General features: G+C 71.1%; 11 protein-coding genes. 6 read left to right on the top strand and 5 right to left on the bottom strand.

From position 1 onward, the window contains the following. Positions 1-50 precede the first annotated feature (50 nt). From EJV46_RS03715 to EJV46_RS03725, 3 genes are read right to left on the bottom strand one after another with little or no spacing between them, the layout of a single operon-like run. The gene (locus EJV46_RS03715; protein WP_131547227.1) at positions 51-989 is read right to left on the bottom strand and encodes an NAD(P)-dependent oxidoreductase; all 939 of its coding nucleotides are present in this window, start codon (positions 987-989) and stop codon (positions 51-53) included. Continuing rightward, complete coding sequence (eno, locus tag EJV46_RS03720; RefSeq protein WP_131547228.1) at positions 986-2,275, bottom strand: phosphopyruvate hydratase; 1,290 nt, start codon at positions 2,273-2,275, stop codon at positions 986-988. The genes EJV46_RS03715 and eno overlap by 4 nt, the downstream gene beginning before the upstream one ends. Next, the gene (locus EJV46_RS03725) at positions 2,272-3,279 is read right to left on the bottom strand and encodes a phosphotransferase family protein (RefSeq protein WP_131547229.1); all 1,008 of its coding nucleotides are present in this window, start codon (positions 3,277-3,279) and stop codon (positions 2,272-2,274) included. The genes eno and EJV46_RS03725 overlap by 4 nt, the downstream gene beginning before the upstream one ends. A gap of 151 nt (positions 3,280-3,430) precedes the next feature. On the opposite strand from EJV46_RS03725, the gene EJV46_RS03730 reads away from it, so the two are divergent. After that, positions 3,431-5,020, top strand: a complete 1,590-nt coding sequence (locus EJV46_RS03730) for an ABC transporter substrate-binding protein (RefSeq protein WP_131547230.1) — start codon at positions 3,431-3,433, stop codon at positions 5,018-5,020. 28 nt (positions 5,021-5,048) lie between these two features. On the opposite strand, the gene EJV46_RS03735 is transcribed toward EJV46_RS03730, so the two are convergent. Both EJV46_RS03735 and EJV46_RS03740 read right to left on the bottom strand, forming a co-directional pair. After that, a complete protein-coding gene (locus EJV46_RS03735; protein ID WP_165585321.1) occupies positions 5,049-6,125 on the bottom strand; it encodes an acyltransferase in 1,077 nt (358 codons plus the stop codon). A 41-nt stretch (positions 6,126-6,166) separates the two neighbouring features. Then, on the bottom strand, positions 6,167-7,585 hold the full coding sequence (locus EJV46_RS03740) for an exopolysaccharide biosynthesis polyprenyl glycosylphosphotransferase (RefSeq protein ID WP_165585322.1): 1,419 nt from the start codon (positions 7,583-7,585) through the stop codon (positions 6,167-6,169). A gap of 439 nt (positions 7,586-8,024) precedes the next feature. Between EJV46_RS03740 and EJV46_RS03745 the strand changes: the two genes are divergently transcribed. The 5 genes from EJV46_RS03745 to EJV46_RS03765 all read left to right on the top strand — a co-directional run bounded on the left by EJV46_RS03745 (position 8,025) and on the right by EJV46_RS03765 (position 13,964). Continuing rightward, entirely contained in the window at positions 8,025-10,139 is a 2,115-nt protein-coding gene (locus EJV46_RS03745) for a Wzz/FepE/Etk N-terminal domain-containing protein (protein ID WP_165585323.1), read from the top strand. Next, positions 10,136-10,843 (top strand): polysaccharide biosynthesis/export family protein, encoded by a 708-nt coding sequence (locus EJV46_RS03750; RefSeq protein WP_131547234.1) that lies wholly within the window; start codon positions 10,136-10,138, stop codon positions 10,841-10,843. Before EJV46_RS03745 ends, EJV46_RS03750 begins: the two co-directional genes overlap by 4 nt. Beyond that, positions 10,843-11,598 carry a WecB/TagA/CpsF family glycosyltransferase gene (locus tag EJV46_RS03755; protein WP_131547235.1) on the top strand — a complete coding sequence of 252 codons (756 nt, stop codon included), beginning with the start codon at positions 10,843-10,845 and terminating at the stop codon, positions 11,596-11,598. Before EJV46_RS03750 ends, EJV46_RS03755 begins: the two co-directional genes overlap by 1 nt. Then, complete coding sequence (locus tag EJV46_RS03760) at positions 11,588-12,877, top strand: hypothetical protein (protein WP_131547236.1); 1,290 nt, start codon at positions 11,588-11,590, stop codon at positions 12,875-12,877. Before EJV46_RS03755 ends, EJV46_RS03760 begins: the two co-directional genes overlap by 11 nt. Positions 12,878-13,091: 214 nt before the next feature. Further along, positions 13,092-13,964: an FkbM family methyltransferase gene (locus EJV46_RS03765; protein WP_131547237.1), complete on the top strand. Its 873-nt coding sequence runs from the start codon at positions 13,092-13,094 to the stop codon at positions 13,962-13,964. The last annotated feature ends 4 nt before the right edge of the window (positions 13,965-13,968 follow it).

A 13,968-nucleotide genomic window follows, 5' to 3' on the forward strand; every position in this document is an offset into this window, starting at 1 on the left:
TGCTTCCGATGCTTCCGATCCGCCGGACCTATCGCCCGGGCCCCCATCGCTCAGGCGACCCGGTGCAGCAGCGCCTCGCCGGAGGCCAGCCGCCGGACATTCTCGGCGGCGATGGCGAAGGACCGCTCGAAGGTGCCCGTGGTCAGCCAGCCGACATGCGGCGCGACCACGACATTGGGCAGGGCGAAGAGCGCGTCGTCCGGATCGGCCGGCTCGGCCGCGAAGACGTCGAGGCCGGCAGCGGCGAGATGGCCGGAGCGCAGCGCCTCCACCAGCGCCGCCTGGTCCACGAGGCCGCCGCGCGCGGTGTTCACCAGCACGGCGCCGCGCTTCATGCGGGCGAGGGCGTCCCGGCCGATCAGGCCGCGCGTCTCCGGCGTCTCGGGGATGTGCAGCGAGACCACGTCGCTCTCCGCGAGCAGCGCGTCGAGCGTGCGGAATTCGCCGATCGCCTCCGGCTTTGGCGCGCGGGCGGTGTAGAGGATGCGGCAGCCGAGCGCCGCCAGCACGGGCGCGAGCAGGGTCGGGATGGCGCCGTGGCCGACCAGCCCGACCGTGCGGCCGCCGAGCTCGAAGAGGCCGTCCTGGATCTCCGGCGGCTGCGACCAGCCGCGCCCGGCACGGGTCTCGGCGTCGAACCAGGCGAGCTTCCGCAGCGCGGCCAGCATGAGCGCCAGAGTGAGCTCCGCGACCGCGCGGCTGTTCGTCCCCGGCAGGTTGCAGACGGCGATGCCGCGCGCGCGGGCGGCGTCCAGGTCGATGGTGTTCACGCCCACGCCGATCTTCTGGATCAACCGCAGCCGCGGCGCGGCGGCGATATCGGCGGCGCCCAGCGGCCGCAGCACGTGCCAGATGGCCTCCGCCTCAGGCAGGGCCGCGGCGAAGGCGGCGTCATCGGCGTCGGAGACGATCCGCAGGTCCAGGCCGGGCAGGGCGGAGAGCCGCGCCGCCAGCCCGGGTCCCGCACGATAGTGCAGCAGGACCCTCACGGACGGGAGCGCCCGAGCACCGCGCCGCCGGGGAAGCGTGCGCGCGGGCCCAGCGCCTCCTCGATGCGCAGCGCCTCGTTCCACTTGGCCATGCGCTCGGAGCGCGCGAAGGAGCCGACCTTGAGCTGCCCCGCGCCCCAGCCGATCGCCAGATGCACGATGGTCACATCCTCCGTCTCGCCCGAGCGCGCGGAGACGATGCCGGCATAGCCGACCTCCTTCGCCGCCTCCCAGGCCACCCTGGTCTCGGTGAGCGTGCCGCGCTGGTTGGGCTTGAGGAGGACGGTATTGGCCGCGCCGATCCGCGCCGCCTCGTGGACCCGCGCCGCATCGCTGACGAGGAAGTCGTCGCCCACGACCTGGATGCGCGCGCCGACTTCCTGCGTGAAGGCGGCGAAGCCCTCGGCATCGTCCTCCGCCAGCGGATCCTCGATGGAGGCGATGGGATAGGCGTCGATCCAGCCCAGCAGCATGCGGATCATCCCCTCCGTATCCAGCTCGCGCCCTTCGAGCCCCAGGCGATACCTGCCGCCCTTGCCGAAATCCGTGGCCGCGATGTCCAGCGCGATGGCCACCTGCTTGCCCGGCGTGAAGCCGGCGCGCTCGATGGCCTTCACCAGCGTCTCCAGCGCCTGCTCGTTTGCCGTGAAGGCGGGCCACCAGCCGCCCTCGTCGGCGACGCCCTGGAGCAGGCCGCGCTCCTTCATGAGGGAGCCGGCGGCGCGGTAGACCTCGGCCGTCCAGTCCAGCGCCTGCGCGAAGGAGGTCGCCTCGGGGCAGATGACGAGGAAATCCTGGATGTCCACGCGGCGGCCGGCATGCGCGCCGCCGCCCAGGATCTGGATCTGCGGCAGGGGCATGAGCGTGGCCTCGTCGCCACCGAGATGGCGCCACAGCAGCATACCCCTGGCATGGGCCGCGGCATGGGCGGCGGCCATGGAGACGGCCAGCGTGGCGTTGGCGCCGAGGCGCGACTTGTCCGGCGTGCCGTCCAACGCGATCAGCTTCGCATCCAGCGCGTTCTGGTCGGCGCCGTCCAGGCCGTGCAAGGCGGGGGCGATCTCCTCGTTCACGGAAGCGACCGCGCCCGTCACGTCATAGCCGCCGAAGGCGGTGCCTCCGTCGCGGCGGTCCAGCGCCTCGCCGCTGCCGGTGCTGGCGCCGGCCGGCGCGATGGCGAGGCCGCGCGCGCCGCCGGCGAGGCGCACTTCCGCCTCCACGGTCGGCCGGCCGCGGCTGTCCCAGACGCGGCGGCCGCGGATGTGGGTGATCTCTGTCGAAGTCATGCGCCGATCTCTTCCCCCCAGGCTCGCCGCACGGCATCGAGCCGTGCCGGCGGCGCTTGCAGCAGCGCGCGCGCCACGCCGCGCACGCGGTTCCTGTCGTCCTCGCCGGTCAGGTACTCGGCCGGGCTCTTGCCGTCCACGCGGGCGAGGAGAAGGCCGGGCAGGAGGCTCGCCGCGCGGCCCTCGATCTCCTCACGCGCCTCCCAGTCCACGAGGGCGAGATAGGCCTGGCCCATGGCCTCGAAGCAGGCCAGGAAGCCCTTCGCCGCGCGCGGCGTCCAGAGGCATTTCAGCAGCAGGTGGTTCAGGCAGAAGGCGAGGTCGAAGGCCGGATCGCCCCACCAGGCGCATTCCGCGTCGAGGAGCACCGGCCCATTCGGCCCGACGAGGATGTTCTTCGGGCTGACATCGCCATGCACCAGCGTGCGCTTCGTGGCCGCCGTGCGCGCGGCAAGGCCTTCCAGCATCTCCGCGAGATCCGGATGCGCGCGCGCGGTCGCGATCAGATAGGGCTCGAGACGGATGGCGTGGAAGAGCTCGTCCGTCGGGAATTCGGCCGCGAGCGCCGGACGCTTCGCGGCGAAGGCATGGATGCGCGCGATGCGCCGGCCCATCTCGGCCGCGAAGCCCGCATCCGCCTCGCCGTCGCGCAGCCGGGCCTTCCAGACGGGATGGTCGGCCGGCGACAGCCATTCCATCGCCAGCGTGCCCGTCGCCTCGTCCTGGCCGAGCAGCGCGGGAGCCACGCCGGGCACCGCCTCGGCCGCGCGGGCCAGCCAGCGCGCCTCGTAGCGGTTGCGGCCCACGGGCACGCACCAGTCGGCGGCCACCTTCAGCTTCGCCAGCGCGCGCTTGATGCAGGCCTCGCGGCCATCCGGCAGTACCACGCGCCAGATGTCCGAGGAAACGCCGCCCGAAAGCGGCTCGCCCTGCGCGAGCGCGCCGGGCGCCAGCAGCCCCATGGCCCGCAGGCCCTGCGACATTTCCTCCGGAATATTCTTCATGGCGGGCAAGCCTAGGCGGGGACGCCCCGGGCAGCCAGATGGCGTCCGTCGCGCAGATTTTCATGGACGGCCGCCGCGCCGCTGCTAGCCTCGCGCCACGGGGAGAAAAGGCCGATCGGCACGAGAACGCCGGCCAGGAAAAGGAAGCCGCATGTCCGTTACCCGCCGCTCGACGCTCGCCCTTGCCGCCGCCAGCATCGCGGCGCCCCGATTGGCCCTGGCGCAGGGCACCAACGTCATGCGGTTCATTCCGCAGATCGACCTGTCCTTCCTCGATCCGCATTTCACCACGGCCTATGTCACGCGCGGGCACGGCCACATGGTCTTCGACACGCTCTATGGCTGCGACGCCGCCTTCAAGCCCTCGCCGCAGATGGTGCAGGGCCACACGATCGAGAACGACGGAAAGCTGTGGAACCTCACGCTGCGCCCCGGCCTGCTCTGGCACGACGGCACGCCGGTCCTGGCGCGTGACTGCGTCGCCAGCATCCGGCGCTGGGCGCGGCGCGACGCGCTGGGCGGGGCGCTCATGGAGGCGACGGACGAGCTTTCCGCGCCGGACGACCGCACCCTCCGCTTCCGGCTGAAGAAGCCCTTTCCGCTGCTGCCCGATGCGCTGGGCAAGATCACCTCGCCCATGCCGGCGATGATGCCCGAGCGGCTGGCCAACACCGACCCCTTCACGCAGGTCACCGAGATGGTGGGCAGCGGGCCGTTCCGCTTCGTGGCCAATGAGCGCCTGGCCGGCTCGCGCAACGTCTATGCGAAGTTCGAGCGCTACGTCCCGCGCGAGGACGGGCCGATGGAATGGAATGCCGGCCCCAAGCGCGTCCACTTCGACCGCGTGATCTGGACGACCATTCCCGACGCCGCGACCAAGGTGGCGGCCCTGAACCAGGGCGAGCAGGACTGGTGGGAGAACCCGACCCACGACCTGCTGCCGTTGCTGCGCCGCAACCGACAGGTCCGGATCGAGGTCAACAACCCGACGGGCGCGGTCGACATGATGCGGCCCAACCACCTGCAGCCGCCCTTCAACAACCCGGCCATCCGCCGGGCCATGCTGCACGCCTTCAGCCAGGCCGATTTCATGCAGGCGATCGTGGGCAACGACCCCGCCATGTACCATGTGCCGCACGGCGTCTTCTGCCCGAACACGCCCATGGCGAGCGAGGCGGGCCTCGAGCCGCTGATGGGGCCGCGCAACCTCGAGGGCGTGAAGGAGATGCTGAAGCGCGCCGGCTACGCCAACGAGAAGGTCGCGATCCTCGCCGCCACGGACTACGCCCAGTTCAAGGCGATCGGCGAGGTGATGGCCGATGTCATGGGCCGCATCGGCATGAACGTGGATTATGTCGCGACCGACTGGGGCACCATGCTCTCGCGGCGCAACAACCGCGGGCCGGTGGAGCAGGGGGGCTGGAGCTGCTTCAACACCGGCTGGGAGGGCGTGGACCACATGGATCCCGCCAACCACTACGCGATCCGCGGCAATGGCGACCAGCCCTCCGGCTGGCCCGGCTGGTGCGTCAGCCCCCGGCTGGAGGAGCTGCGCAACCAGTGGTTCGACGCGCCGGACCTCGCGGCCCAGCAGGAGGCCTGCCGCCTGATGCAGATCCAGTGCATGCAGGACGTGCCGAGCATCCCGCTCGGGCAATATGTGCAGCCGACGGCCTACCGCGCCAATGTCACCGGCGTGCAGAAGGGCTTCCCGACCTTCTGGAACCTGCGGAAGACGTAAGGCGCGGGCCGGCCGGCGCGCGGCGCGCCTAGGACCGGGCCTCGGACTCGTTCATCCGGTGGCGTATCCGCGCCAGTGGGCGTTCGACCCAGGCGTAGAGCACCGCCGCATAGGCGAGGCTGGCGAGGGCCGCCGCCACGCCCCATCCGACCCTCCCCAACCAGGGCATGTTGAACTCGAAGAGCGCCAGCGCGACCATGTGGATCAGGTACAGCGTGTAGGAATAGAGCCCGATGCGCTGAAGCGGCCAGGAGGTCAGGATGGCGCGCACCGGACCGCCCGTCTGCATGACCGCCGAGAACAGCACGAAGAGGCACAGGCCCTGGATCGTGTAGCGGATGGTCTCGCGGAAGGCCTCGTTGCGATAGGCGAAGGTCATCAGGAGGAAGAACAGGGCCGCCGCGACATGGGCGGGCCGCGGCCGCCAGGCGTGGCGCTCCAGGACGGGATTCTGCCACAGCGCGAGAATGCAGCCGAACAGGATCGAGTCCACGCGGGTGTGGCTCCAGTAGTAGGTGTAATAGACCTCGCCGAAGCCGAAGACGTAGATCAGGCGCAGGGCCAGCGCGGCGGCGCAGGCGACGGCGCACCAGGCGGCCACCACCTGCACCGGCTGGCGCAGCGAGAGCAGGAAGATCGCCGGGAAGATCAGGTAGAAATGCTCCTCCACGGCCAGCGACCAGAGCGGCAGGTCCGGCAGCCCGTCGGCGATGCCGAAGAGGTGCGCGTAGTTGATCCAGAGCGTCGCCTGGGCGATCACGCCCAGCGGATCGTAGGGCGTCGCCGTGAGCCCGCCCGCGGTGAGCGCGAAGACCACCGCCATGGTGATCCAGAGCGGCGGCTGGATGCGGAGGAAGCGGCGGAGGTAGAAGCGCTTGAGATCGACCCTTCCGCTGCGCCACCGCTCGACGCGCAGCAGCGAGGTGATCAGGAAGCCGCTGAGGAAGAAGAACAGCGTCACGCCGAAGCCGCCGGGGATCAGCACGGCGCCGAGCCCCGCATGGCCGAGGAAGACGAGGCCGAAGGCGACGGCGCGGATGCCGTCCAGCACGCCGACATGCGGCATCCTCGTGACGGCGATGGCGGCGTCGGGATGGCGTGCCATGGCCGGCGCCGCGGCGGAGACGGAGGCCCCGGCGTTGCCCGTCAAAGCCCGCGCCATTCGTAGCTCTGCGCCTCGAAGGCCTTCCGGCCGAACAGCGAGACCACCGCGGTGCGGGCCAGGATGCGCAGATCCAGCCAGATGGACCATTCGCTGAGATAGGCGAGGTCGTGCGCCGTCACCTCGATCGCGAAGGCCGTGTCCGTCATGGTGCCGGAGAGGCCGTTCACCTGGGCCCAGCCGGTGATCCCGGGCTTGGTGCGATGCCGCGCGCCATAGCCCGGCGCCACCTCCTCGATGGGCGCGCCGGCCACAAGCATATGGGCCACATGAGGCCGCGGGCCGACCATGCTCATGTCGCCCTTCAGCACATTGATGAGCTGCGGCAGCTCGTCGATGCAGGTCGGTCGCAGGAAGCGTCCGACCCGGGTGATGCGGTCATCGCGCGAGAGCACGCCGCGCGTGCCCAGGTCCGTCGGGTCGTAGCGGAGCGTCCGCAGCTTCAGGATCTGGAAGATTTTGCCGTTGCGGCCGATGCGCGGCTGGCGGAACAGGACCGGGCCGGGCCCTTCCAGCCGGATGGCGATCATGGCCGCCAGCAGGAGCGGCGAGACGATGATGAGCGCGACGCTCGCCAGGACATAGTCCATCACCGCCTTGGCGACGATCGCGCCGGGGGCCATCGGCTGCCGGACCAGCTCCAGCACCGGCTGGCCCGCGATGGCCGAGCGGCTGGTGCCCTGCGGCGCCTGGTTGGCGCCGTCCAGCAGCACCACGACCTCGGCCGTCAGCCATTGCACCTGCTGCACGGAACGCAGGATGTCGATGGCGCGGTTCAGCGGCAGCGCGATGACGATGAGGTCCAGCCGCTCCTCGCTCGCGAGGTTGGAGAGATAGGCGATGTCGCCCAGCACGGGCACGTCGGAGAGGGCGGAGGGCCGGCGCGCGGCGTCGCGGTCGTCGAAGATGCCGACGATGTCCGGGGTCTCGGGGTTCTGCTTGCCGTTCAGCCGGTCGATGAGCTGGCTGGACATCTCGGTCGCGCCCACGATCGCGATGCGGCGGCGCAGCCAGCCGCTCTTCACGCCGCGCCGGGCCATGCCGGACAGGAAGATCCGGCAGGGGAGGAGCAGCGTCACCGCGGCCATCGGCCAGAGCAGCAGGGCGGAGGCATAGGGCGGCCCGGCCAGCGGCAGCGCCACGACGGCGACGGAGCCGCCCACGAAGAGCGGCACCAGGAGCGCGTCCGCCACGGCCCAGGGCATGTCGAGTAGCCGCCCGAGCCGGGTCGGCGCCAGGCGCAGCATGGCGAGCCAGCCCAGCCCCGCGAGGCCGCTGGCGATCAGCCTCGCCTCGAGGGGCGTGAAGCAGGTCTCCACCCGCTGGGCATTGAGCCACAGCCAACCCGCGAGCAGGAGGCAGATGAGGTCCACGGCCGCCGCGATCTGGGCAAAGGCCACCACCGGGGCCAGGCCGCCCGCAGGGGGGCCGGATCGCTTTTCTTGCTCGGTGCCGGGCCCCAGTGCTACAGGATATGTCGTATTCAGTTCGATCTCTGAATCTCCCGGTGCCGGGCTCGGCGGACCCAGGCCCCTATAGGGCATCGTCTTCTGCGCAGCAATATGTCTCCATTTTGAAACGAGATGGGCGCCGTCGATTTTCCTCGATTTCGGCCTATCCGGCTGATCACAATGGGAGCAGCGGCCGGAATCCCTGCCTCTCCCGGTCGCAGAATATCAAGGATATGTTGTTCCGGCCCGCCAGGCCGATTTGATCTCCGTTGCCGGTCAGGGCATCTTCCGCCGGGTATCGGTGGCGCCTGGCGCGCAGCGGGGTTCGTGGATGAGTGGGGATCATGTCGCGGCAGGCGGAGCCGGCCGGTCGGGCGGGCTTGCGCCGATCGTGACCCCCCGGGTCGCCGGCGAGCTGAACGAGATGTCCTCCGAAGCCTGGGCCCGGCTGCGCAGCATCCTGGCCACGGTTCAGCACAGGTGGCGATGGATCGCCGCCGCCTTTCTGGTGCCGGTGCTGATCGCGCTCGTCCTGGCGGGGATCGTGCCGCCGCGCTTCACCGCGGAGACCTTGCTCGTCGTCTCCGCCAGTCGCGAGACCTCCAGCGCCGGCGAGATCACCGGCGGGGGCTCGTCCGTGCCGCCGGGCGAGGTGCAGAAGCTCGTGCAGTCGGAACTCGACCTGATGACGAGCGAGGCCGTGGTGCGCCGCGTCTTCACCCAGCTGCCGCCGGAGCGGATCTACCCGCAGCTGGCCCAGCGGCGCCTCTTCGGCCTGCTCCCGCCGGCCTCGCGGGAGGGCCGGGAGGCGCGGGCCGCGGGCATGCTGCGCTCGACGCTGTTCACCCAGGCCCAGTCCACGCTCAGCAACGTGGTGCGCCTCATCGTCTTCCATCCGGACCGCGCCCTGGCGCTGGAGCTGCTGCAGGCGGTCCTGGCCGCCTATTTCGAGCTGCGCAACGAGGTCTTCGCCAATCCGGTGACGGCCGTGCTGACGGCCGAGCTGGAGCGCCAGCGCGGCGAGCTCACCGAGATCGAGAACGAGATCACGGCGCTGAAGACGCGCACCGGCGTCCTGGACATCGGCCAGGAGGTGACGCTCGCGAGCCAGCGCCTGGACCAGACGGTGCAGCGGCTCGACCGCCTGCGCGAGCAGCGCGAGGCGGCGCAGGCCACGGTCCTGGCGGCCCAGACGGCGCTGGCGGCGCAGCCCGGGCGCATCGTCGCGGCCGTCGAGCAGACCAACGTCCCCCCGAACGACGAAGCGCGCAACACGCTCTCCCGCCTGCTGCGGGACCGCCAGCGCATGGCGGCCCAGTACCAGCCCAACGCGCCCATGCTGGTGGAGCTCGACGGCCAGATCGAGCGCGCGAGCCTGCAGGTGCGCGAGAACCGCAGCGGCACGGGCAATGTCCAGACCCAGCGGGAGGTTCGCAATCCGGCCCTGGAGCTCCTGACCTCGCGCCTCCTCGCCGCGCGCGTGGACGCCGATTCGATCGCGAGCCAGGAGCAGGAGGTACGCCGCCAGCGGACCGAGATCGAGCAGCGCAACATGCTGCTGCTCCAGGTCCAGCGCGACCTGCGGCAGCTGGAGCGGCGCAGGGAGGCGATGGAGGTCAACTTCCGGCAGTTCAGCCAGCGCGAGGCCGCGGCCCGGCTGGGCGAGGAGGCGCGGCTGGGCCGCGGCGCGGCCGTGAGCCTCGCGCAGCGGCCCTTCGCCTCGCCCATTCCGCGGAACATGGCGGTCACCTTCCTGCTGGCCGGCATCCTGGCCGGCCTCGGCTTCGCGGCGGCGGCGGCGCTGCTCATGACCCTCCTGCGGCGCACCTGGCTCCGCGCGGCCGAGGCCGAGCGCGGCACGCGCCTGCCGCTCCTGGGCGTGCTTCCGCTCGGCCGCTGGCCGGTGCGCACCGGACATGCCGCGCCCTCCATCGAGGGGCTCGCGGCGCAGTTCCTGGATGCCGGGCTGCGCTGGCGCGTGCAGCTCCTGCAGTTCCTCGGGACCAGGGAGGGGGACGAAAGGGAGCGGCTGGCGCGCTCCCTCGCGATCGAGCTGGCGCAGGCCCATCGCAAGCGCGTGCTGCTCATCGATCTCGCGGGCGACGGCAGCCGGCACTTCGCCGAGGTCGGCTCGCCGGAGCAAAAGCCCGGCCCGTCCGACGAGGGCATCCTGGCGCATGAGACCATGGTGCCCCGCCTCTGGATCGCCTATCAGGCCCAGAATTCGGACCTGGCCAATCCGCATGCGCTGGAGACGAACGTGACCCGCCTGGCCGAGCGGCTGTGCCAGGCCTTTGACTTCATCCTGGTCATCGGGCCCGACGAGATGGAGAGCTATGTCCGCCGGCGCCTTGCCGTGATCGTGGACGGCAATATCCTGGTGGTGCGGGAAGACGCGACGCGGGCCGAGGCGGCGAATGGGATGATCGATCGGGTGCAAGCCAGCGGCGGCCGCTTCTTCGGCATCTTCTACACCGGCGCCGCGCGGGAGCTCTTCGCGATATGAGGCGCCTTGCCCTGGCGGCGCTGCTCGCCCTCGCGGCCTGCACCGGACAGTCCATCAGCGTCTCCAACGACCGGCCCGAGGGCTTCGCGCCCTGGACCGACGCGGTCCCGCTCTACAGGATTGGCCCGAACGACAAGCTCAACGTGCGCTTCCGGATGACGCCCGAGCTGAACGAGACGGTGCTGGTCGGGCCTGACGGCTCGATCGCCCTGCGCGCCGCGGGGCGCGTCGCGGTCGGCGGCATGACCGGCCCGCAGGCCGAGGCGGCCGTGACCGAGGCCTCCCGCCGGGTGCTGCTGCATCCCGAGGTGTCGGTGACCTTCGAGGACGCGGCAGCCAGCCAGATCTTCGTCGGCGGCATGGTCCAGCGCTCCGGCGCCTTCCCGCTCACCGGCCGGCGCGGCGTGATGGAGGCGGTCCTGCTCGCCGGCGGCTTCGAGCCGGAGGCGCGGATGAACGAGGTGGTGCTCATCCGCCGCAATCCGCAGAACCAGCCGATGCTCCGCACCGTGGACCTGCAGAACTTCGCGCAGGCCGCGGCGGTCAACGACGACGTGCCGCTCTACCCGGGCGACATCGTCTTCGTGCCCCGCAGCCGCATCGCCGAGGTCGCGCTCTGGGTGGACCAGACCATCAACCGCACGCTGCCGTTCAGCCGCTCCTTCGGCTATTCCATCAACCGCATCCCGACCGCGGGCTTCTGATGCGGGCGCCGCCGCCCGACATCGACATGTTGGGCGTCATCGGCCTCTCGCCGATCGGCGCGGAGGCGGCCGCGGCGCTGGTGGCGTCCCGGCCGGCAGAGGCGCCCTTCGAATACGTGGTGACCGCCAACGCGCAGCACCTCGTGCTGATGGCGCGGCCCGGGAACGCGCTGCGGCCCGCCTATGAGGCGGCCTGGCTGCGCGTCAACGACGGGCAGGTGCCGCGCCTGCTCGCCCGCTGGGCCACCGGCGCGCGCTTCGCCCTGGCCACCGGCAGCGACATGACGGTCCTGCTGCTGCGGCGCCACATCACCGCCGAGGACCACGTCACCATCATCGGCGGCTCGCCCGACCTGCCGGACGCGCTTCGCCGCCACTACGCCGTGCGGCACATCCACCTCCACGATCCGCCGATGGGCTACATGGACCAGCCCAGGGCGGTCGCGGAGGCGATCCGCTTCGTGCGGGAGCATCCGGCGCGCTTCGTCTTCGTCACGACGGGGGCGCCCCGCTCGGAGCAGCTGCTGATGCGGCTGAAGCAGGAGGGCGGGCTGACCGGCACCGGGCTGGCCTTCGGCAGCGCCCTGCGCTTCGCCGTCGGGCAGGTGCCGCGCGCGCCCGCCTGGATGCGCGCGAGCGGCCTCGAATGGCTGTTCCGGCTGCTCAGCGAGCCGCGGCGGCTGTGGCGCCGCTACGCGGTGGAATCGGCACCGGTCTTCCTCCTGGCCTGGAGGGCGTGGCGCGGTGCGCGCTGACGCGGCCCTGATGCTGGCGCGGCCGGCGGCGCGGACGCCGCGGGTGATGCAGCCCGGGCAGACCATGGCGTTGCTGGTGCTGATGGGCCTGATGCCGCTCTTCATGCAGTTCTTCACCTACCTTCCCGACATCCGGGCGCTCTGGATCCTCGCGAAGCTCTCGCCGATGCTGCTGCTGCCCCTGCATGTGATCGGGCTCTTCGCGCTGCGCCTGCCTTACATCCCGCTCTATGTGCTGATCTTCCTCTATGCGCTGCTGGTCGCGCCCGTGCTGTCGATCCTGCACCTGCAGAACGACTTCCTGGAGGCCATGGGCGCAACGGTGAAGGCGCTGACCTTCGCCTTCTACTTTGGCGCGGCGGCCGCCTTCACGCTCCTGGGCGCCACGGAGGCCACGCTGAAGCGGGCCATGCTCCTCCTGGCCCTGGCCAATTTCAGCGCGCTCTGGGGCCTCTGGGTCTTCCTGCCGCTCGAGGCCTTCGCCTGGGACGGCGCGGGCACCGGCATGCTCTTCAACGACGAGATCCGCGGCCCGCGCATCATGATGCCGCTCGCCTTCGGGCTGACCGGGCTGTTCTGGCTGGCCCGCCGCTTCAGCGATCGTCCCGCCGTCTGGCCGGTGCTGCTGATCGCGCTCGGCCTCACGCTGATGGTCACCATCTTCAAGCAGCGCACCGCCATCGCGGCGACGGCGCTGATCCTGCTCTTCGGGATGACGGCCGGGTGGCGCCAGCGCGCGCCCCTGTCGTTCTGGGCCACGGTTATGGGGGGCGCGGGGCTGGCCGCCTCCCTCTTCCTGGCGGTGACCGCCGGCGGGGCGGGGAATCTCGGCGGCTCCCTGCGCGACAGCCTGGGCGGCTCGCTTTCCGTGCGCGAGACGGCGGCGGGCCTGCTGATGGAGTTCATCTCCCAGGACCCCACGCGCTGGCTCTTCGGGATCGGCGCCGCCACGGACTATGCCGAGATCAACTTCTTCCACATCATGCGCTACACGCACTTCTTCCTCTCCGACCTCGGCTGGCTGGGCGTGGTCGGCGAATACGGCGTCCTCGGCACGGTGCTGATCGTCCTGGCCTATCTGGCGGGCCTGCGGGAGACGCATCGGGCCGCGCAGGCCAATCCCACGCCCTTCCGCTACGCGCTGCGCGACCTCGTCACCTATCTGCTGCTGGTCTCGCCCATCTATTCCACCTCCGCCGCCCCGGGGCAGATCGCCACCATCACCGCCATGGCCGTGATCCTCCAGCGGCGCAGCGCGAAGGAGGCGGCGGCCGGATGAGCGCGGGAGGAGAGCCTGCCCTTGTGACGCGCGACAGGTCGGCGCCGGCGCCTTTTCCGCTTGCGAGGGCTCAGCCCGAGCCCTCTCGCCCATTGTTCGAGAGCATGGGTCACGCTTCGGGTGATTTCACCTGCAGCGATCATGCTCTAGGTTGCGGCGGCCGATTCCCCGGCGTCCCGAAGTCCCATTCCATCGCGAGAGAAGCGGAGATGTCGTGAGCGCATCCGTGCAGCCGGTGTCCTTCCGGAAGCTGGGCCTTGCCGGCTCGGCCTTTTCGCAGCTGCGCCACATCTGGCCGCATGACCGGTTCCTCTGGCCCGGTGCGGAGGCGCTGGCGCGCCTCACCGGGCTGCGGGCGGGCCGCGCTCCCTGGCAGACGGCCGAGGGCTTCCGCATGGAGCTGGATCCGCGGCACTATCCCGACGGCGCCATGCTCTACGGGACTTATGAGATCGCCACCGTCCGGGCCGTGCGGCAGATCCTTCGCCCTGGCGACGTCGTCGTCGATATCGGCGCCAATATCGGCTATTTCTCCATCCGCTTCTCGCAGCTCGTCGGCCCCGGCGGGAGCGTCTTCTCCTTCGAGCCGGTGCCGACCACGCGAGCGCGCCTGCTGCGCAACATCGCGGAGAACGGCTGCGGCAACGTCACCGTCTGCCCCGTCGCCCTGATGGACCGGGCGGCTTCGGTGACGATCTTCGAGACCGAGAGCCACGGCGTCGCCGGCCTGCGCGAGCTGTCGGAGAACACCACCGCGCATCCCGTCGAGGGCGTGCGGCTCGACGACTATCTGTCGCCGCCCAAGCCCGTCCGCCTGATCAAGATCGACGTGGAGGGCGCGGAACGGCTGGTTCTCCAGGGGGGCGAGGGGCTGATCGCGCGGGACCGGCCGCATATCGTGCTGGAGAAGGACGCCCCGGCCCTGAAGGCCTTCGGCTACGGCTTCTCGGAGGTCGCCGCGCAGATCCTGCGCCATGGCGGCTATCGCATGAGCGCGGTGGACCGCGGCACCGACCTCACCACGGCCTCTCCCGCGGAGATCGACGCGGCGCGGGACGGCAACTACCTCTTCGCCCCGATCGGATAGGCGG

The organism is Roseococcus sp. SYP-B2431 (assembly GCF_004336745.1).
Taxonomy (GTDB): domain Bacteria; phylum Pseudomonadota; class Alphaproteobacteria; order Acetobacterales; family Acetobacteraceae; genus Roseococcus.